Origin of the sequence: Limimaricola variabilis, assembly GCF_034371605.1 — a bacterium.
GTDB lineage: Bacteria > Pseudomonadota > Alphaproteobacteria > Rhodobacterales > Rhodobacteraceae > Limimaricola > Limimaricola variabilis.
In genome coordinates this window covers 264,429-282,861 of the sequence record NZ_CP139692.1, presented here as the reverse complement: position 1 = coordinate 282,861, position 18,433 = coordinate 264,429, and the positions used below count along the sequence as shown (strand labels likewise).

The window sequence follows — 18,433 nt, the reverse complement described above, 5'->3', positions numbered from 1 at the left end:
CCTGCCGCTATGACGCAGGCGTCGATTGGGTCTCAAATAAGACGGCGGCTAGCCGCGTCTGATAAGTGTCGATACCTAGGTGCGCACGGCCCCAGTTCAGGCCTCTTGCGGCTCGTTCAGCGCGCAGCGCTTCAGGCATCTCCAGCGCGGTGCGCAGCGCTCTTGCGAGGCTCTCTGCGGTCCAGTCGCAGTAGAGCAATCCACCGCCGGATTTCCGCACGATCTCGGCCGCGCCGCCGCTGCCCGCGTAGACAATTGGCATAAGCCCCTTTTCCCAAGCTTCCACGACCACGCGACCTAAGGTCTCGAAGTTCGACGTTGAGACGAGAAAACGGTAACCGCTCAGAGCCTCAGTCGCATCTTCCCTGAAACCATGAAAGACCACGCGCCCGTCAGCGACCTGACCCGCGGCCTCGGTCTTTATACTGACCCCGTAGGGGTCGTCGGGCCCCCCTTCACCGAAGATGTGCGCGGCATGACCATTGAGGGCCGGATCCTTCATCGCCGCGACAAGCAAGTGCTGGCCCTTGCTCTGCGCCAGCCGCCCGAGGCTGACAAAATTCGCGACCCCCCCCGGCGCACGTGGATCTTCGGGCGCGAAGAGATAAGGATCATAGGCTTTGTGGATAAAAGTATACGCGTCCTCCTGCGGGGGAGGAGATGGCAACATGGCATCGCTGATGTAGACTTGGTGTAGTGGAGCTCCGACGCGGCCCCGCAATGGAGCAACCCGCGGCACGTCCTCAAGAAGGCGCACATGCAACACGAGAGGCACCCCGACCCACCGTGCCAGCGGTACCAACAGACGGCAGAGCCCGGCTTGGTTGAGGTAGATCTTGTCCGGACGAACACGAGCTAACAGGAGACTTAGCCGCGCTACCGCCATCATCCGCGCCGCGCGGCTCTTTTTGTGTAGCAGGCCAATAGGCGTATGGATCACCTCCACCGGACCATGCGTCGCGCGATCAGCCACAAGGCCAGCTAGTGCCGCCCCCGGAGGAGTGACCAAGACCACCCGGTCCCAAGCCTCTGTCAGCGGCTTCAGCGTCGCGGCCAGCGCGCGCTCCGATCCCCAGAGCTGTAGCCCTGGATCAATAATCATCAGCACCCTGCTCATGTCACCGCCTCGACCCAGTCGGTGAGGCGGGTAAAAACCTGTTCGTAGTTGTATTTCTCCCGGTGCCGTTCAAAGGCCCGCGTGCCCTCGGCCCGACACCTTTCCGGGTCGGCCGCATAGGCCGCTACGAGGCCCGCCATCTCTTCCGGGTCATGTGCCGAGAGGCAAACTCCAATGCCATCCAGCAGCTCCGTCACGCCCGGATTCATGTCGCCGATCTGTGGCAGCCCTGCCTTCATATACTGGAAGCGCTTGTTGGACGCCCCGAGCGCGGTACGCAACTGTTCGGAGCTATCGTCAAAAATCGCCACCGCCAAGTCGGCATCGGCCAGCCGCTGCTCGGCCGCTGAGGTCTCCATCCAGCCCAAAAAATGAACTCGTTTTTGCAACCCGGCCTCTGCTACCATGGCGTGTAGCTGGCGCCCGATCGGTGTGGTATCGTTGCCGATCAGCACCAGGTGAGCCGTTTCCGGCCACAAGGGAACCGAACGGATTAGCATGTCAAGCTTCTGGTTCAGCCCCAACGAGCCGCAATAGACTACCTCAAAGCGCCCCGTATCCCGGCGCGGCATCGGAGCCGTAACGCGTAGCGGGTAGTTCTCGATAACCAGCGGTCGCGTGGCGAGCCGCAGCACGTCAGCCGTATGTGCAGCGCGGCTCTCGTCTGGCACCACCACCCGGGCAAAACCATGCACCGTTTGGCGCAGGCGATGTTCCAGATGCAGGGTGTCGAAGTTCTGTAACAACTCGTGCAGGTGCAGGATGCGCAGGCGCGGACGCCACGGGGTGACGTCGCTTATGAAGCCACCGATCGGATCGTAGCAGATCTCCACCGCACCGCGCCCCGCGCGCAGCCGCGCTTCCAACAGGCGTGCCACGAACAGACCCGTGCGGGTCAGTCGTCGACTTCGGTACTGTGCGGCCGAAAGGGCTCGGACTTCGACTCCGGGCGATGTGAAATCAGGCACGGTCTCGCCGTCACGTCGGGTCGAGGTTACAAGGAAAACGCGGTGGCCCGCTTCTGCTAGCAGTCGCGCTTGGTATTGAACCGGCGGGTAGCCGTCGACTGGCGGCGGCGACAGTAGGATGAAGGTCGTCGGGCTCATGGGAGACTTCTGTGTTGCGGTGCGGGGCGGCGGCGCAGGCCCCGAAGCCAGCCTTTTAGCGCGATGTCTATCACAGTCATTATGATCCAGGCAAAAAGCGCCCCATTGACGATGAAGAATGGGCGAAGCAATGGGTCGAGCATCACGATGCCGACGGCGTAGAGCTTAGCGAAGCGCATTAACTGACCCTCGTGCAGGTAGCGCGCCGCCGCTCGATCGATACGCCTTAGGATCATGCCAAAGATGATGAACCCGACAAAGACACCAGTTAAGCCGAAATTGATATAGAACTCGAACACAGTGCCAGAGCCAAAGGTGGCGCTGTCGGACAGAAGCAGGCCGGTATGTTCAGACATGAAGTCGCTGCCGCCTCGGACGGGCTTGTCGGGCCATAAAAAGCGCGGCAGCAGCGCCAGTGGCAGGATCACTAACGTCGCGCCATATTGCTGCAATTCCGGGAATAGCTGGTGCTGCTCGATCATATGCGCGACGAACAGATTGAGGTTCAGCCGGATGTTGACGAGGTCGAGCGCCTCGAAGTTCCAAGGCGAGAACAGCTCGATTTGGCTCACAGCTTGCCATAAAATGCTCGTCAGGCTGCCGCCCGTGCCCTCCCAGACCACCTGCCTGATTTCGTCCCGGTAGGAGAACCAGCCTATAAAGCCGGTCAGGATAAGCCAGACGCTGCCCACGGCCCAAGTCGTCCCCATCAGAGTACTGGTGGCTCGCCGCGGCCGAACCTGCGCCCGCCAGAAGCAGAAAAGCGTCACACCAAACATGAAGCCGTAGGAGGCAAAGCCAAAGAGCACTAGATAATATGCAGGAATCATAGCTGCCAGAATCTTCCAGGATGTAGTGGAGCGCCCGTCGCGCAAGGCCAGCCAAGCGCCCAAGCAGATCACTGCCACGCCCATGTTCCTCCCCGCCTCAAAGAGCGCAGCGGACAAAGGAAAACTCAGGCGCAGCCAGTTGCCGAGATAGCCGATAAGAGCAAAGGTTCCCATCGCGACCAGAACGCCCCGCTCATACTTAGTCGTCATGCCGGTAGGCACCTGCGGTGGCCGTGTCGTGACTAGCACCACGGGCCGCCGCCGGAACGCCCCGGCGCCGATGGCAAACCCTAGTAACCCTAGTAGCGACACAAAGGTCGCTTGCACGATCAGCCATTCCGAAACAGCATACTTGCTGAGGTACCAGTGCGCCCCGGGTCGCAGGTGGGAATAGCCTGGCACTGCGTAAATGAAGCATCCGCCGTAGAGAAAGCTCATTGCCAACACGAGCGCCGCCGGCAGTCCAACGCTGCCCCGGGCCCTGCACGCCCGGGTGATTTGGACGACCAGCAGCACCCAGATGACGAGCATCACCTGCATTGCGATATGGATGTCGGCGAGATCGGTCACCGTACCTAGCCCCTTGCAATTTCGCGGTATAGCGCGGCATAGGCTGCACCAATGCGATCCGCGCTGAAGCGCGCAGTGTTCAAGCGGCCGCGCGCAATGCATTCCTGCCGTCGGACGGGATCGTCCAGTAAGCGTCGCAGTCCGGCTCGGACGGCCGCCGTGTTGAGTGGATCGACCAGCTCGGCCGCGCCGCCCGCCACCTCGCGCATGGGCGAAATATCGCTAGCTAGGACCGGGCGCTCCATGGCTTGGGCCTCGATGATTGGCATGCCGAAACCCTCGGCGGTGGAGATAAAGGCCATCACTGCGCAATCGTGGTAGAGCGCCGGCATCTGCGCGTCGGCTAGGTCCACCCGGTTCTCGTAAGCCAAGCCCGAGGCCTCTAGTCGCGCGCGCTGCGCTGCCGATAGCTGGCCGATCACGATCAGCCGTGCGTCGATCCCCTGCAAGGCCTCGACCAGTCGCTCGAGGTTCTTGTTCGACTTGGTGCCGATGTGCAGGACCGTCCGCGCGTCGGGCGGCGGCCCGGTCGCCACGAAACGGGGCGACAGCGGATTCTCTATGATCCGGACGGCCTGAGCCTGCCGCGCCCCAACCAGCTCGGCCAACTGCGTGCGGCTGCGCTCAGATATGGCGGTGACTACGCCGCTGGCACGTAGCGGCAGGTAGAGCCACAGGAACCACAGTACCGCGCGACGCAGCCCCCGCGCCCCGGCAACGGCGTTGCTGTCATGCACCGTCAACATCGTCCGCCGCCGCGGCAAGCCGAGAGTGAGGAAATGCTCGTCCCCCAGCACATGCGCCACGTCGAGCCGGTCCTCCCGCATCCGCCGCCGCGCCGCTAAGATCGAGCGCAGTCGGTTATAAATGCCGCGTGAGGGATGGGGCGAGATGTAAACTCGCGCGTCGATATCCGCGGGCAGGGCAGCGCGCACAGTCTCGAACACCGCCTCGATAGAGTGGAACCCCGGTCGCGGATGGCGGAGGAACAGACCGACACGGATCGGGCGATGTTGCGGTGCAGGTTTGCTCATGACGGATCAGAGCCCTTCCAAGATGCGTGCCAGCCGCTGTGCGTAGGTGTGCTCGGTATGGGCGCGGCGCCGTCCAGCGGCACGCACCGCATTGGCCCAGACGGGATCGCTACGGGCCCGGTCGAGCCAGACCAAGATGTCCTCGACCGAGGCATAAGTTAGCACTTCCTCGCCCGGCTCGAAACAGCTTGCCACTGAGGGTTTCGCCTCGATCAGCTGCAAGCCGCCGGCGCCGCATATTTCGAAGGCGCGGCAGTTCAGGCTGTCGCCCTCTGATAGGGCGGTGCTGTTCAGCCCGGCCAGCGCGCCCTCAAAGACGGCACTCTTCTCGGCTCGTGTGACGTAGCGCCCGGTGTGGATCGCGCGAATTCGCGGGTCGCCCCAGCGCGGTGGGGCGAATCCGTGCAGCGCCACGTCGACCCCAGTGTCCAAGAGTCGGCGCGCTAGGATCTGTCGGTAGCCGTAGTAGTTGCCCACCACCGCCACGCTGCCGTCCCGCACGGCACCCTGTGGGCAGTGCCAGTCCGGGTTAATTGCTTCATGCATCAACTCGGCATCGAGCCCCACGGCGCGGAGCTTCTGCACCGCCAACGCGTCCTTGATGAAGATCCGGTCCCAGCCGTCCTCCAGCAGTCCCATTCCACGCATGTTAGCTGGCGTGTCGCCCCACCACGCTACAAGCCGACGTGCGCCGTTCTCACGTAGCGATGCCAGCACCTCACTGCGCAGGCTCTGGGTCAGGCAGAGCACTAGGTCGGGGCGAAAGCTGCGGGCCGCCTCGACGGCAAATATTTCGTGTGCTTCCCAGCGCTCTGGCCAAATCCGTGTTATGGTGTCCGAGACCATGCGATTGATACGCCCCCGGTTACGACGGAATGGCCCGGGGGCCAACATGACTGTGTGGCCCATCGCGCGCAGCGTGTAGGCAACGTTGTCCTGAAAGCTATCGGGGGAGGCATGAAACGGGATCAGGACGCGTAGGGCCGCCATTACGCAGGCGCTCCCTCGTTTGCGGCGACCGCGGCCAGAGCTTCCGCCAGCGTATCGGCGATGCGTTCCTGCGTTGCCGCTTCGAGGTAGGGATGCATCGGTAGGCTCATGACTTCATGCGCCGCCCTGTCGCCCACCGGTAGGTGGACACTGTCGTCGGCCACTGCGGGTTGTCGGTTCAGTGGAAGCGGGTAATGCACTGCCGTAGGAATGCCAGCCGACTTCAAGTGCGCTTGCACCGCGTCGCGCTGCGGCACACGGATGGTATATTGCGCCCAAGCGCTGCTGCGGCCCTCCGCGATGCTTGGCGCTGTGATACCGCGATCCGCCAGGAGGGCAGTGTACCGCACGGCTACCGTATCGCGCAGCACCAGCTCTTCCTCGAAGATCTCAAGTTTGGTGAGCAGCACCGCCGCTTGCAGCGTGTCCAGCCGACTGTTCACGCCAACGCGCAGGTGGTGGTATCGTCGGTCTTGGCCGTGGCGGGCAACCTGGCGCAGGCGCAGCGCTAGCTCCGCATCCGAAGTGAAGATCGCGCCGCCGTCACCGTAGCAGCCCAGTGGCTTGGAGGGGAAGAAGCTGGTGCAGCCGATGTCGGAGAGGTTGCAGGAGCGCCGGCCATCCAGCGTCGCGCCAAAACTCTGCGCTCCGTCCTCGATCACCGGCAAGTCATGCGCCGCCGCGATAGCGTTGATGGCCTCGAAATTGGCGCATTGCCCGTAGAGCGACACTGGAATGATCGCGCGGGTGCGCGGCGTGATCGCCGCCGCGAGAAGCGTCGAGTCGAGTGTATAACTCACCGGGTCGATGTCGACGTACACCGGACGCGCACCCAGGACCGCCACTGTCTCGGCGGTGGCTATATAGGAGAAGCCTGGCGTGATCACCTCGTCGCCGTGTCCCACGCCGAGCGCCATCAGCGCCACCTGCAGCGCGTCGGTGCCATTGGCGCAGCTGATACAGTGCGTCGCGCCAGTGAAGATTGCCAAGCGCTCCTCCAGCTCGACGACCTCGGGCCCTAGGATGTAGGTGCCATGTGCCAGCACCCGTGCGATGCTGGCATCGAGGCGTGCCTTGATGCGAGCCTGTTGCGTGGCCAGGTCGATGAAGGAGATCATGTCGGTTCTCCTTCCGTGTCTGCGGCCTCGCGCCGCAGCACCCCCTCAGTCAACAGGTAGCGATCACCAGTGTGGGGGCAGACCGCTTCCGCACTGCCTGCGAGCGGTAGGTCGAGTTGCATGCCCCAAGCGCTCATCCAGCCGATCTGGCGTGCGGGAACGCCGGCCATCAGCGCAAAATCCGGTACGTCACGGATAATCACCGCCCCCGCCGCGACAAAGGCATACGCCCCAACCGTGTTGCCGCAGACCACGGTACAATTCGCCCCTAGGGTGGCACCGCGGCGCACTATTGTATTGCGGTACTCCGACTTGCGCTCGATCAGGGCGCGCGGATTGTGCACATTGGTGAACACCATGCTAGGTCCACAGAACACCCCCTCCTCGAGTGTGACATTGTCGTAGACCGACACATTGTTCTGGATCTTGCAGTTATCGCCGATCACGACTCGGTTGCCGACAAAGACATTCTGCCCCAGCGATACCCCACCTCCGATGTGGGCACCGCCGCAGACATGCGCGAAATGCCAGACCCGGCTGCCCGCGCCGATCTGAGCGCCGTCGTCGACAATGGCGCTGGGATGGATCATCACGTTGCTCATGCGGCGCGGCTCGCGAAGGGATGCGCCAAGTCGTCGTTCGTCACTGGCCGGGCTTCGCGGATCGCGGATACGGTTTCGATTGCCACGCGGTTCTCTTCGACTCCGAAGCCGCGTCCGGCGAGGATCTCCTTATAGGAAAGGGTGTGCAAGTCGGTGAAGCCACCGGAGAATTCGATCTCCTCGCCGTCAATGGTGATTGAGCGGTAGGTGCGCTGCCCCGCCTCAAACGAGGCCTGCGGCACGTCGTTCACGTCGAGCGACAGAAACCAGCGGCAGCGCGCGTGTTCGTATTCGAGGTAGCCCGCAGCCTTCGTCGGATCGTTAAGGTGGACACGGTTATCCTGCAGCGCCCCGAAAAGGAAATGCAGCATGTCGAAGAAATGCACTCCGATGTTGGTGGCGATGCCGCCGGACTTTCGAGTGTCACCCTTCCAGCTTTGCATGTACCAGCGTCCGCGCGAGGTAATGTAGGTCAAGTCAACCTCGTGTTTACGGCCATGCGTCGAGGCGGCGCGCACCTTCTCCCGCAGTGCGATGATCGAGGGGTGCACCCGCAACTGCAATATGGTATTGATCTTTTGGCCGGTATCGCGCTCTATCTCGGATAGACCGTCGATGTTCCGAGGATCCAGGACCAGCGGCTTCTCGCAAATTACCTCTGCCCCCGAGCGCAGCGCGAAGCACATGTGGCTGTCGTGCAGGTAGTTGGGCGAGCAGATTGACATGTAGTCGATCTGCGCTTCACCAGCGCGCCGCCGCTTGTCGATATGGCGGTCGAAACGCTCGAACTCCGTGAAGAAATGTGCATCCGGGAAATAGCTATCTATGATCCCGACGGAGTCGTTGGGGTCTAGCGCAGCCACCAACTCGTTGCCGGTTTCCTTCATCGCCTTCATGTGGCGCGGAGCAATGTAGCCGGCGGCACCTATTAGGGCAAAAGTCTTCATGTCTGAATCTCCTCAGGCGCGCACTATGTTGTCGGCGGGGTCGCGATAAATGCCGCGCGCGTCGATAATCAGGGGCGCATGCGCGCGGATCAGTTCGTAATCGAAGGCCGCGTGGTCAGTGGCGATGATCACCGCATCCTGCGCTGTCAGCGTCTCGGCGGTCAGCGGCGTGGCATTCAGGTCGAAGTGGTGCTCGCGCATCTTCGGGAAGACCGGCACATGCGGGTCGGCGTAGCTCAGAGCGCCACCGAGCGCACGGATGGCCTCCATAATCTCTACGGAGGGGCTTTCACGCATGTCGTCGACGTTTTTCTTGTAGGCAATGCCCAGGACTAGGATGCGTGACCCCTTCACCGACTTGCCGCGGGTGTTCAGCGCGCTGGTCAACTTGCCGATCACATACTCCGGCATCGCACGATTCACCTCGCCTGCTAGTTCAATGAAGCGCGTGTGCAACCCATATTCACGCGCTTTCCAAGTTAGATAGAAAGGGTCGATCGGGATGCAGTGTCCGCCCAAGCCCGGGCCAGGGTAATAGGCGGTGAAGCCGAACGGCTTGGTCTTCGCCGCATCGATCACCTCGAAGATGTCAATGCCCATACGGTCCGCTACGATCTTCATCTCGTTGACTAAGCCGATATTCACGGCGCGGTGAATGTTCTCCAGGAGCTTGGTCATCTCGGCCGTCTCGGTCGAGCTCACCGGCACCAGTGTGTCAATTGCATGCTCGTATAGTGCCTTGCCCGCCTTGAGACAGGCGGGCGTGTGGCCGCCGACCACCTTGGGAATGGTGCTGGTTGTGAATTCGGGGTTAGCCGGATCCTCGCGCTCGGGGGAGTAGACCGCAAAAACATTCTTACCCACTGTCAGTCCGCCACGCTCCAAGCGCGGCACGATTTCTTCTTTGGTGGTGCCGGGGTAGGTGGTGCTTTCCAACGCCACCACCTGCCCCTCGCGCAGATACGGCGCGATCTGCTCCACCGTGTCGATGACAAAGCTCAGGTCCGGCTCGCGATACTTGTTCAGCGGGGTGGGGACACAGAGCATGATGCCGTCGGCCTCAGCGATCCGTGCAAAATCGGTCGTTGCCTCGAAGCCCTCTGCTAGGGCCTCGGCGATGCGAGTGTCGTCGATGTGCTCGATCGGGCTCTGCCCGCCGTTGAGCTTAGCTACCAGCCCTTGGCTAATGTCGAACCCAACCACCTTATAGCCGATCTCCGCATAGCGCAACGCCAGCGGCTGCCCGACGTAACCTAAGCCGACGATGCCGATGGTTGCCGTGCGGTCGTGCAGGCGCGTGATAAGTGTCTCCAGCGCGGAGAAAGAAGGTTGGATGACATTCATGTCCTGTTTTCCTTGAAACACGGTTCGCGCGCGGCGAGGTAAGGGGGCGATTTTGTGTGGAATTGTTGCAGCGTTCCGATCTCGGGCCGTAGGTTTCATATTTCCCCGGCTGGCTTGCAAGAAACCCGCTATGTGAGGTGGTCCCAATTTTCCAGACAAGTTCGCGGCGTTGCTAAGTTTGCCTGTTAATCATGCCGCCGCTTTCAAGTCAGGGCCCGCATGGGCCTCGGCCGGTGTTCGTCCACCGAGCGCCGTGTGAGGCCGCGCAGTGTTGTAGAACTCGATCCACCTTCCGATACCCGCCCGGGCCGCCGAGCCGGTCTCGAAGGGGTTCAGATAGACGCACTCGTATTTCAGGGACCGCCATAGGCGCTCTATCATGACGTTATCCATCCAGCGTCCACGGCCGTCCATCGAGATCTTCACCGTTGCATCCAGCAAAAGCTGGGTGAAGCGCGGGCTGGTGAATTGGCTGCCTTGATCTGAGTTGAAAATCTTCGGCAGCCCGTGGCGCTGCATCTCGTCCTCCAACGCCTCGATGCAGAACTCGACATCCATGGTGTTTGATAGCCGCCAGGAGAGAACGCGGCGCGTCGCCCAATCAATGATAGCGACGAGATAGAGGAACCCCCTTGCATCGGAATGTAGGTGATATCCGCGCACCAGACCTGGTTCGGTCGGTCGATCACCATGCCTCGCAGCAGGTAGGGCCATTTGCGGTGCTCTGGGTGGGGCACGGAGGTGCGTGGCCTCTGCTAGACCGCGCGTAGGCCCATCTTCGCCATCAGCCGCCGGACGCGCTTGCGTCCCACGCTGCAGCCTTGGTTCCGCTGGTGTCGCGCCATTTGCCGGCTGCCATAGAACGGCGTTTCGAGAAACTGTGCGTCGATCAGTTTCATCAGCGCGAGGTTCAGTGAGCTTTCTCCCGTTCTCAGCCCATATCAGGCCGAGTGGCTGATGCCGATCAACGCGCATTGTCGACTGACGGGCAACGCGGGATGCTGAGGTTCGATCATCTCTCGCCTCCGGGACACGCTCACCGGCCGGAGGCTTTGGCTAAAAAATCGCGCTCAACCACAAGCTGCCCGATCTTCGTGTGAAGTTTCTCGATCTGACTGTCCTTCTCGGCCGCGTTCGCTTCGGCCTTGCCAGAGAATATCCCGGCCATGCTCTCGAGCGCTTGGCGCTTCCAAGTATTGATTGCCGTCTGATGCACGCCATGCTTCGCCACCAGTTCGGCGACCGTCGCCTCACCCCGTATGGCCTCGAGGGCCACCTTCGCCTTGAACTCGGCGCTGTGGTTCTCCCGTTTGCCAGCCACGCTGTTCGTCCTCGCCATCGTTGGCCGCAAGCTTAGCAGTGGGTCCGGATTTCGGGGGCCACCTCACTGGCAGCCGGCTCCGGCGTTCCAAACCACCGCTCCAACAAACAGGTGGGGTTAGGACCGGTTCGCCCAGAATCAGCGACATTCCCGGCATCCAACCGGACATTGGGATGCTCCGGCGCACCGCAGGGGGCCGAGATACAAGCGCAGTTCTCGTAGCAGGCGTAGACGGTTTCGTTAAGATCGGCAAATGTGCGATAACGTCAATCATCGACCGTCGCCTCTCGCCCGACCAAGTTCGCGTTGCAGCGCCTCGATCTCGGCCTGCAACGCCTCGTGTTCGGCGAGCTTGCGCTGCAAGAACCCCGTGGTCAGCCGCGCCTTCTCTTCAATTCCCCCAGGTGTCAGGAGGTAGGCATATCGCAGCTTGTTCGGCGACATGCGGAAGTTGCGGGTCTTGACCTGGCCCTTCTCGATCAAGGCGCGCAGCACGTAGTTCACGCGACCGAGGCTCAGACCGAGTTCAGCCGCGATCTCGCGCTGGGACAGCGTAGGATTGGTTTCTAGCAGGCGGAGGAGCCGGAAACGAAGGTCTTCGGGGATCATGGCCTGTCCATGGCTGCCGCACCGAGACTCGCGAGGGAGCTCGGGGATGTCGGAATGCGCGGGAATCCAGCGTTCACGAATGAACGCATATCAACCACTGCGGGAAATGGCAATCGGGCGTGGGGAGTTTCCTGTCGGTAGCCTATTGCCCCGATGTCGGCCGGTTGACCAGAGGTTTTCGGATCGGGTCGGCTCGATAGCGGCAGTGCGGAGACGTTCACTGCGCTCGTGCGCCGGGAACCGAGATGGCGTCGAACGCCGTCATGCCGGGAGCCATCGTCAGGCCGTGCGGCTGACCTGTCCGTCGGATCCACTGGGGGTCAGTTCCCTCGTCTCAGCGCGCCAGCCACCCTCCGTCGACATTGATCACCGCCCCGGTCATGTAGCGCGCCGCATGCGAGCAGAGGAAGGCGACCGTGCCGCCGATATCCTCTGGCGCGCCCCAACGACCCGCCGGGATGCGCTCGAGGATGGCACGGGAGCGCTCCGGGTCGTCGCGCAGCGCCTCGGTGTTGGCAGTGGCGATATAGCCCGGCGCCACGGCGTTCACGGTGATACCATGCGCGGCCCATTCGTTGGCGAGGATCTTGGTCAGACCCGCCACACCGTGCTTGGAGGCGGTGTAGGATGGCACGCGGATGCCGCCCTGAAAGGACAGCAAGGAGGCGATGGAGACCACCGCGCCGGGGCGCCCGCGCCCGATCAACTCGCGGCCGAAGGCCTGGGTGGTGAAGAAGACCGCCTTCATGTTGACATCGACCACCTCGTCCCAGTCGGCCTCGGTGAAGTCGACGCTGTCGGCGCGGCGGATGATGCCGGCATTGTTGACAAGGATGTCAATCCCCGCACCCGAGAAGACATCACGCGCCGCCATCGGGTCTGCAAAGTCGAGCCGAAGCCCTTCACCCGCGCCTCCGGCTGCCGCGATCTCGGCCAGCGTCTCGTCGCAGTCGCGGCGGCCGGCGCAGATGACATGGGCGCCCTGCCCTGCCAGCGTCACGGCGATGGCGCGACCGATCCCCGCATTGGCGCCGGTGACCAGCGCCCGGCGGCCTGCGAGCGAAAAGAGATCGGTCATCGCGGCACCTCGCCTACCCTGACACAGCCCGGTCCGATCGTATGCCTTAAGGGGCTGGAAAGGACTGCGCGCTGCATGTGGCCTCCTTGGTGTATCGCCAGTGCGGCTCCATCACCACCGTGATGAACTTGTCGTATTTGTAAATCTTATACAAGGGGCGGTGCATTGAGGCGGTGGTTTCAGTTCCAGATGGCCCGGCCCCGGCACTCCTCGGCAAGACGCCTCGCGCTCTCTCCGCCAATCATTACCAACTCTTGGCCAAATTTTCCATCAAAGCAAATCCCTTACCCACACAGACTGAACAAGTTTACGAATCTATTTACAAATAACCCTGACTGACATATCAGCTTCCGTAAGGGAATGGCTGGTTCGCAAGCCTCGCCAGTCCCCGACTGACAGAGGGGAGCCAGCATTGCAGAGCATCTCGGCACATCTGCCCGGCTCGGACCGGGCCGAGGCGGCGCTGCGGGCGCATATCGGCGACACGGCGCGGCAGATCGGCGCGCTGCTCGGCGATGAACGGCTGCATGGTCTGATCGAACGGCCGATGGCGAACTGAGGCCACGCCGCGACGAACTATAGAGGCCGGGGCCACCTGGCGAACATGGAATTACCGATGCCGCCTACGCACGCCAATACGGCTGAACCGCCAGTGCGGCGGCGCGGCTCACCGCCCCGCGCTTTTCCATGGGTCCGCCCCGGCGGGCGGCCCGCAGCTTCAACCATCCCCCTAGAGGCGGAGAACAGGACCAGATGACCAGAGTATTGATTGCCGGCACCGGTTTCGCCGGCCAGGGCCATGCCCAAGCCTTCCGCGCGGCCGGAGCAGAGATCGTGGGCATGGTCGGGCGCACGCCGCATGTCGTCGCCGAAGTGGCCGAAAAGCTCGGCATCCCGCATGCCGGCACCGATTGGCAGGCGGCGCTGGAGCAGTGCCGCCCCGACATCGTCTCGATCGCGACGCCGGGCGGCGCCCATTACGAGCCGATCAAGCAGGCCATCGCCGCTGGATGCCACGTCTTCTGCGACAAGCCGATGACCGACAGCGCCGAGACGGCGGCGGAGCTTTACGAGCTGGCGCAGCGGCGCGGCGTGAAAACCGCCTATGCGGCGAGCTTTCGCTACGCGCCGGGCGTGCTGCACGCCAGGAAGCTGGTGGCCGAGGGCGCCATCGGTGCGCCGACCGAGGTGGAGTGCATCTCGCATTTCAACCTCGAGCGCGAGATCCCCTTCGGTTGGTCGCACCGCAAGGAGGCGGGCGGTGGTCGGCTCAACAACAACTTCACCCACACGCTGTCGATCGTGGCCTCGGTGATCGGCGAGAGGATCCTCGCGATGAGCGGCGAGGGGCGCGACGATCTCGGCCGCGCGCCGATTGTCGAGGGCGTGCACAACTTCGCCACGCGCCGCGCCTTCATCCCCGAGGACCTGAACGGCCCGACCCTCGAATGGGGCGAGAGCAACGTCGAATGGTCCTACACCGTGCTGGCGCAGATCGAGAGCGCGCTGGCCGAAAGACCGGTCTCGGTATTGTTCAAACATGGCGGATTGGTGCCGCGCTTTCACGAGGATCACATCGTCTTCTACGGCAGCGAGGGCGCGATCTACGTCAAGGGTCACTACGGCACCGGCCCGCTCTACCTGCACGACCGGAAAACGGGCTGGCAGGAACGGCCCCTGCCCGGCGAGATCGCCGCGATGGTGCCGCAGGTGCAGGGCGAGACCGAGCAATGCTGGCACTATCTCGCGCGCGAATTCGTCCGCGACATCCGTGGCGAGGCGGTCGCACCCTACCCGACCTTCGCCGAGGGCAGCCAGTACCAACAGATCATCGAGCTGATCCGCCGCAACGCCAACTGGACGCAGCTTGCGCAGCCGGCCACGCCCAGCCGCGCGGCCTGAACGGAGACGAGAGATGAAGATCACCGATGCCCGAGTGTTTATCGGCGGCCCCAAGAAGAACTACGTCACGCTCAAGATCATGACCGATCAGGGCGTCTACGGCCTGGGCGACGCCACCCTCAACAACCGCGAGACGCTGCCTGCCACGTATTTGCAGGACTACCTCGTGCCGAACCTGATCGGGCTCGACCCGCGCAACAGCGAGGATATCTGGCAGTTCCTCTATCGCGGCGCCTATTTCCGGCGCGGGCCGATCGCCATGGCGGCCTTCGGCGCCATCGACATGGCGCTGTGGGACATCAAGGGCAAGCTTGCGAACATGCCGCTCTACCAGCTCTTCGGCGGCAAGAGCCGGGAGGGCGCGCTGGTCTATGCCCATGCCACCGGCGCCGATCTCGAAGACCTGATGGACTCGATCGCGCATTACGTGGAGGACGGCTACAAGGCGGTGCGCGTGCAATGCGGCATCCCCGGCATGCCGACGGCGAGCTATGCCGTGCCGGAGCAAAAGGGCGGCACGAAGCACTACATCACCGACTACACCGGCATCCGCCCCAAGCTCGAGATCTGGGACAGCGACAAGTATCTGCGCTTCATGCCCGAGGCGCTGATGCAGATCCGCGAGCGGTTCGGTTCCGAGCTGAAGATCCTGCACGACGTGCATCACCGGCTGACCCCGCGCGAGGCGGCCGCCTTCGCCAAGGAGGTGGAGCCGGCGCGGCTGTTCTGGCTCGAGGATCCGACGCCCGCCGACGATCAGGACGCGCTCAGGCTGCTGCGGCAGCACTCCACCGTGCCGGTGGCCATCGGCGAGGTGTTCAACTCGATCTGGGACTGCAACCGGCTGATCGAGGAGGAACTGATCGACTTCATCCGCGTCGCCGTTACCTACGCCGGCGGCATCACCCATGTGAAGCGGATCGTCGATCTCGCCGCGCTGCACCACGTGCGCACCGGCTTTCACGGCGCGCCAAGCCATTCGCCGATCAGCATGGCGGCGCAGGCGCATCTCAACGCCTGGGCGCCCAATTTCGGCATCCAGGAATACCTCGTCCTCGGCACGCCGGAATGCGACGCGCTGTTCCCGTCCGACCACCGGATGGTGAACGGCATGGTCCATGTCAGCGATGCGCCCGGGCTCGGCGTCGATTTCGACGAGCGCGAGGCCGCCCGCTACGAATATCAGCCCGGCAGCCATCCCGTCGTGCGGCTCGCGGACGGAACGATGTGGAACTACTGACCGGAGGCCTGCCGCGCCGCCGATCGGGCGCGGCAGGTTCGTCCCGTCAGTGTCCCGTGAGCGGATAGAACGGTGCATCCGCGGGCTCGGGCGACCACTCGATCCAGTCTACATGGAAATCGGCCCGGCCGAGCAGGACCTGCCGCGGCGCGCCGCCGCTCCAAAGCGTCGCGGTCAGCCCGGCACCCGGCTCGCCGCCATCCGCCTCCAGCGCGAGATGCAGGAGCGGCGCGTCCGCCGTGGCAGCCCTGCCGGCTTCCCGGAGATGGTCGGCGATGGCGCGGCGGGTCGCATCGGGAAAATACTGCGCCGCGATGGTCGTATAGACGGCATGGAGTGCGCCGGGACGGCGCGTCTCAAGACGGCGGGCGAGCCAGGGCGCGGCATCGCCCGCCTCCGGCCGCGCGGTCGCCACGGCCATCGCGGCACGCGTCCGGGCCAGTCGCTCGGGCTGGTCGGGCCACAGATAGGCGAGAAGCCGGAGCCGGTCCGACGGATCTGCCGGATCGAGCGGCGCCAGGTCCACGCCGCCGCGCTCCACTACCGTGACCGGATGCGGATCGGGCCGATTGCGGCCGCGCCATTCGGGCGCCAGTGCCACGGCGGCGTCGGCAGGGCCGTGATGCGCTCCGTCCAACGCGACCGAGAAGCGATCCAGCGCCAGGTTCAGCCCGCCGCTCGCCCCCAGTTCGGACAGCACCACCGGCCGGGTGCCGGTCTCGCCCAGGGCCCACCAAAGGCCCGCGATCACCACCGCGGCCCGGCGCACCTCGTTGGTCTGCGGGGCGCGGTCGAGCCAGTCGAGAACCCGGGCCTCATGCGCCCGCAACGTCTCCTCGATTGCGGCCCACAGAGCCTCGTCGGAAACGGCATGCGGCGGATAGGCCGCGGCAAGGGCGGGCGCGCTACCGTCGAGCACCAGCCCATGAAGCGCCCCCGCTAGCCGAAGCGGCACCGACTGCCCCGAAGGCCCGACATCCCCTTCCCAGGCGAGACAGCGCGCGCCGACGGCCATGTCGTCTCCGAGCCGTTCCCCGAGCAGCGGCATCAGCCGCCCCATGAAGGGCGAGCCGAGGCTTTCGCAGGCTCGGCCCTGAAAGATGAAGGCATCGCGGATTTTCTGGCTCTCGGGCAATTCGGCCTCCCTTGCGGTTCGCTGGTGACAGCCCGGACCATGCATCAAGCGGCCGCCCTTCGCGAGGGCGGCCGAGAATTTCGGGAGGCGGCGCGCCTAGGCGCGCCCAGCCCCTGCCCCGCCGGTCATTCCGCCGCGAGGCCGCGTTTCCATTCGCCCTTGTAGAGCCGCAGGTGGAACAGCGGGAACTTCACCAGCTCCTCGACGAGGAACAGCGCGAAGACCCAGGTCACCGACAGGTCGAGATGCAGCACGAAGAGCGCGGTCAGCGGAATCCGCACCAGCCATTGCGCGGCGACGAAGATGTTCATGACATAGAGCGTGTCGCCGCCCGCCCGCAGCGTCTGTCCGCAGATCGCGTTCGACCCCTTGGGAAAGGGCAGCAGCAACAGCACCGGCAGGAAGCTCAGCAGCGCGGCGCGGGTCTCCGCCTCCAGATTGCCGTAGATCCAGCCCGAGCCGAGGCAGATGACCAGATAGGCCGCCGAGACCAGCCCCGCCGCGACGAAGGCCATGCGCCAGGCCCGGCCGAGGAAATGGTCGAGCTCGTCGCCGCTGCGGTTGCTGCCCAGAAGCTGGGCGACGATGATCCCCGTCGATTGCGCCCAGGCGATGCCGAAGGTGCCCGCCGCCTGCACCCATGGCAGGATCAGCGTCAGCGCCGCGAACTGGTTGACGCTCATCTTCGCGAAGAGCAGCGTCCCGGCGTAGTTCGCCACGGCGTTGCTGACGAAGGTGGCGGCGATCGGCGTGGAGAAGTTGAGATGCCGCCCCAGCGAACGCGCCAGCGTGCCGTGCAGCCAGCCCGGCTCGTGACGGTAGCTGCCGGTCTCGCGGTGAAAGCTCACGGCGAGAAACAGCGTGCGGGCCAACGCGCCGAGCACGCTGCCGATCGCGGCGCCGGTGACGCCAAAGGCGGGCAATCCGCCCGCGCCATGGATCAGCAGCCAGCTCGTCGCCACGTTGATCGGGATCGAGACGACGTAGCTCTTGAGCGGGATGATGGTGCGACCGCTGCCGTTGAAGAAGCTGCCGATGCATTGCGCCACCGCCTCGCACAACACCACCAGCAGAAAGACGTTGAGATAGCTTTGCGCCTGGCTCGCGATCCAGGGCGTGTGCGCGACTCGCTCCAGCACCATGCCGCCGAAGATCGCGACGAACAGGATGCCGATCGCCGCGACCGCGAGATTGGTGATCAACCCGGCATAGAACCCGGTCTTGAGCGCCACCGCCCGCCCCGACCCCGCCGCCTGTGCGAGCCGGATCTGCGTCGCGGTGGAGAAGGCGAAGAGCGTGCCGACCATCAGGCTGCCGAAGGCCGCGGCAAGGCCCATCGCGGCCAGCGCCGGCTCGCCCAGACCGGAGACGAGGTAGGCGTCAATCAGCACGATGCCGTTGACCATCATCGCCTTGAAGGTCAACGGCCATGCGACGTCGAAAACCGTGCGGTTGGTGGGCACGGCGGGGCGGGAGGCGGTGTCAGACAT

The 18,433-nt window shown here is 64.0% G+C and carries 16 protein-coding genes and 1 pseudogene; 3 read left to right on the top strand and 14 right to left on the bottom strand.

What is annotated here, in order from left to right; genetic code table 11:
• Nucleotides 1-7: 7 nt before the first annotated feature.
• The 12 genes and pseudogenes from T8T21_RS17135 to kduD form a co-directional block, all read right to left on the bottom strand.
• Nucleotides 8-1,117, bottom strand: coding sequence for a glycosyltransferase family 4 protein (locus tag T8T21_RS17135; RefSeq protein WP_322337639.1), 1,110 nt, complete (start codon nucleotides 1,115-1,117; stop codon nucleotides 8-10).
• A complete protein-coding gene (locus T8T21_RS17130; protein ID WP_322337638.1) occupies nucleotides 1,114-2,223 on the bottom strand; it encodes a glycosyltransferase in 1,110 nt (369 codons plus the stop codon). The genes T8T21_RS17135 and T8T21_RS17130 overlap by 4 nt, the downstream gene beginning before the upstream one ends.
• Nucleotides 2,220-3,623: a hypothetical protein gene (locus T8T21_RS17125; protein WP_322337637.1), complete on the bottom strand. Its 1,404-nt coding sequence runs from the start codon at nucleotides 3,621-3,623 to the stop codon at nucleotides 2,220-2,222. The genes T8T21_RS17130 and T8T21_RS17125 overlap by 4 nt, the downstream gene beginning before the upstream one ends.
• A 5-nt stretch (nucleotides 3,624-3,628) precedes the next feature.
• Entirely contained in the window at nucleotides 3,629-4,657 is a 1,029-nt protein-coding gene (locus T8T21_RS17120; protein ID WP_322337636.1) for a glycosyltransferase, read from the bottom strand.
• Nucleotides 4,658-4,663: 6 nt separating this feature from the next.
• On the bottom strand, nucleotides 4,664-5,296 hold the full coding sequence (locus tag T8T21_RS17115) for a glycosyltransferase family protein (protein ID WP_322337635.1): 633 nt from the start codon (nucleotides 5,294-5,296) through the stop codon (nucleotides 4,664-4,666).
• A 350-nt stretch (nucleotides 5,297-5,646) separates the two neighbouring features.
• Nucleotides 5,647-6,765 carry a DegT/DnrJ/EryC1/StrS family aminotransferase gene (locus T8T21_RS17110; protein ID WP_322337634.1) on the bottom strand — a complete coding sequence of 373 codons (1,119 nt, stop codon included), beginning with the start codon at nucleotides 6,763-6,765 and terminating at the stop codon, nucleotides 5,647-5,649.
• Nucleotides 6,762-7,367 (bottom strand): acyltransferase, encoded by a 606-nt coding sequence (locus T8T21_RS17105; protein WP_322337633.1) that lies wholly within the window; start codon nucleotides 7,365-7,367, stop codon nucleotides 6,762-6,764. Before T8T21_RS17105 ends, T8T21_RS17110 begins: the two co-directional genes overlap by 4 nt.
• Nucleotides 7,364-8,314 (bottom strand): Gfo/Idh/MocA family protein, encoded by a 951-nt coding sequence (locus T8T21_RS17100; protein WP_322337632.1) that lies wholly within the window; start codon nucleotides 8,312-8,314, stop codon nucleotides 7,364-7,366. Before T8T21_RS17100 ends, T8T21_RS17105 begins: the two co-directional genes overlap by 4 nt.
• Before the next feature lie 12 nt (nucleotides 8,315-8,326).
• A complete protein-coding gene (locus T8T21_RS17095) occupies nucleotides 8,327-9,658 on the bottom strand; it encodes a nucleotide sugar dehydrogenase (RefSeq protein ID WP_322337631.1) in 1,332 nt (443 codons plus the stop codon).
• 189 nt (nucleotides 9,659-9,847) lie between these two features.
• Nucleotides 9,848-10,979, bottom strand: a pseudogene (locus T8T21_RS17090) (IS3 family transposase).
• A 270-nt stretch (nucleotides 10,980-11,249) separates the two neighbouring features.
• Nucleotides 11,250-11,588 carry a MarR family EPS-associated transcriptional regulator gene (locus tag T8T21_RS17085; RefSeq protein WP_322337630.1) on the bottom strand — a complete coding sequence of 113 codons (339 nt, stop codon included), beginning with the start codon at nucleotides 11,586-11,588 and terminating at the stop codon, nucleotides 11,250-11,252.
• A gap of 334 nt (nucleotides 11,589-11,922) precedes the next feature.
• Nucleotides 11,923-12,666, bottom strand: coding sequence for a 2-dehydro-3-deoxy-D-gluconate 5-dehydrogenase KduD (kduD, locus tag T8T21_RS17080; RefSeq protein WP_322337629.1), 744 nt, complete (start codon nucleotides 12,664-12,666; stop codon nucleotides 11,923-11,925).
• A 412-nt stretch (nucleotides 12,667-13,078) separates the two neighbouring features.
• On the opposite strand from kduD, the gene T8T21_RS17075 reads away from it, so the two are divergent.
• The 3 genes from T8T21_RS17075 (at nucleotide 13,079) to manD (ending at nucleotide 15,808) form a co-directional block, all read left to right on the top strand.
• Nucleotides 13,079-13,225 (top strand): hypothetical protein, encoded by a 147-nt coding sequence (locus T8T21_RS17075; protein ID WP_322337628.1) that lies wholly within the window; start codon nucleotides 13,079-13,081, stop codon nucleotides 13,223-13,225.
• Between the two features lie 194 nt (nucleotides 13,226-13,419).
• Nucleotides 13,420-14,568, top strand: a complete 1,149-nt coding sequence (locus T8T21_RS17070; protein ID WP_322337627.1) for a Gfo/Idh/MocA family protein — start codon at nucleotides 13,420-13,422, stop codon at nucleotides 14,566-14,568.
• A 13-nt stretch (nucleotides 14,569-14,581) separates the two neighbouring features.
• A complete protein-coding gene (manD, locus tag T8T21_RS17065) occupies nucleotides 14,582-15,808 on the top strand; it encodes a D-mannonate dehydratase ManD (protein WP_322337626.1) in 1,227 nt (408 codons plus the stop codon).
• Nucleotides 15,809-15,854: 46 nt separating this feature from the next.
• Here manD and T8T21_RS17060 read toward each other — a convergent pair whose 3' ends face one another.
• Together T8T21_RS17060 and T8T21_RS17055 are read right to left on the bottom strand one after the other, a co-directional pair.
• Nucleotides 15,855-16,943: a DUF2332 domain-containing protein gene (locus tag T8T21_RS17060; protein ID WP_322337625.1), complete on the bottom strand. Its 1,089-nt coding sequence runs from the start codon at nucleotides 16,941-16,943 to the stop codon at nucleotides 15,855-15,857.
• Nucleotides 16,944-17,068: 125 nt separating this feature from the next.
• The gene (locus tag T8T21_RS17055; protein WP_322337624.1) at nucleotides 17,069-18,433 is read right to left on the bottom strand and encodes an MATE family efflux transporter; all 1,365 of its coding nucleotides are present in this window, start codon (nucleotides 18,431-18,433) and stop codon (nucleotides 17,069-17,071) included.

What these genes read in the sequence shown, in the direction of transcription:
- T8T21_RS17135 (WP_322337639.1), bottom strand. Translation starts at nt 1,117, where the DNA reads ATGAGCAGGGTGCTGATGATTATTGATCCAGGGCTACAGCTCTGGGGA.
- T8T21_RS17130 (WP_322337638.1), bottom strand. Translation starts at nt 2,223, where the DNA reads ATGAGCCCGACGACCTTCATCCTACTGTCGCCGCCGCCAGTCGACGGC.
- T8T21_RS17120 (WP_322337636.1), bottom strand. Translation starts at nt 4,657, where the DNA reads ATGAGCAAACCTGCACCGCAACATCGCCCGATCCGTGTCGGTCTGTTC.
- T8T21_RS17115 (WP_322337635.1), bottom strand. Translation starts at nt 5,296, where the DNA reads ATGGGACTGCTGGAGGACGGCTGGGACCGGATCTTCATCAAGGACGCG.
- T8T21_RS17110 (WP_322337634.1), bottom strand. Translation starts at nt 6,765, where the DNA reads ATGATCTCCTTCATCGACCTGGCCACGCAACAGGCTCGCATCAAGGCA.
- T8T21_RS17105 (WP_322337633.1), bottom strand. Translation starts at nt 7,367, where the DNA reads ATGAGCAACGTGATGATCCATCCCAGCGCCATTGTCGACGACGGCGCT.
- T8T21_RS17100 (WP_322337632.1), bottom strand. Translation starts at nt 8,314, where the DNA reads ATGAAGACTTTTGCCCTAATAGGTGCCGCCGGCTACATTGCTCCGCGC.
- T8T21_RS17095 (WP_322337631.1), bottom strand. Translation starts at nt 9,658, where the DNA reads ATGAATGTCATCCAACCTTCTTTCTCCGCGCTGGAGACACTTATCACG.
- T8T21_RS17085 (WP_322337630.1), bottom strand. Translation starts at nt 11,588, where the DNA reads ATGATCCCCGAAGACCTTCGTTTCCGGCTCCTCCGCCTGCTAGAAACC.
- kduD (WP_322337629.1), bottom strand. Translation starts at nt 12,666, where the DNA reads ATGACCGATCTCTTTTCGCTCGCAGGCCGCCGGGCGCTGGTCACCGGC.
- T8T21_RS17070 (WP_322337627.1), top strand. Translation starts at nt 13,420, where the DNA reads ATGACCAGAGTATTGATTGCCGGCACCGGTTTCGCCGGCCAGGGCCAT.
- manD (WP_322337626.1), top strand. Translation starts at nt 14,582, where the DNA reads ATGAAGATCACCGATGCCCGAGTGTTTATCGGCGGCCCCAAGAAGAAC.
- T8T21_RS17055 (WP_322337624.1), bottom strand. Translation starts at nt 18,433, where the DNA reads ATGTCTGACACCGCCTCCCGCCCCGCCGTGCCCACCAACCGCACGGTT.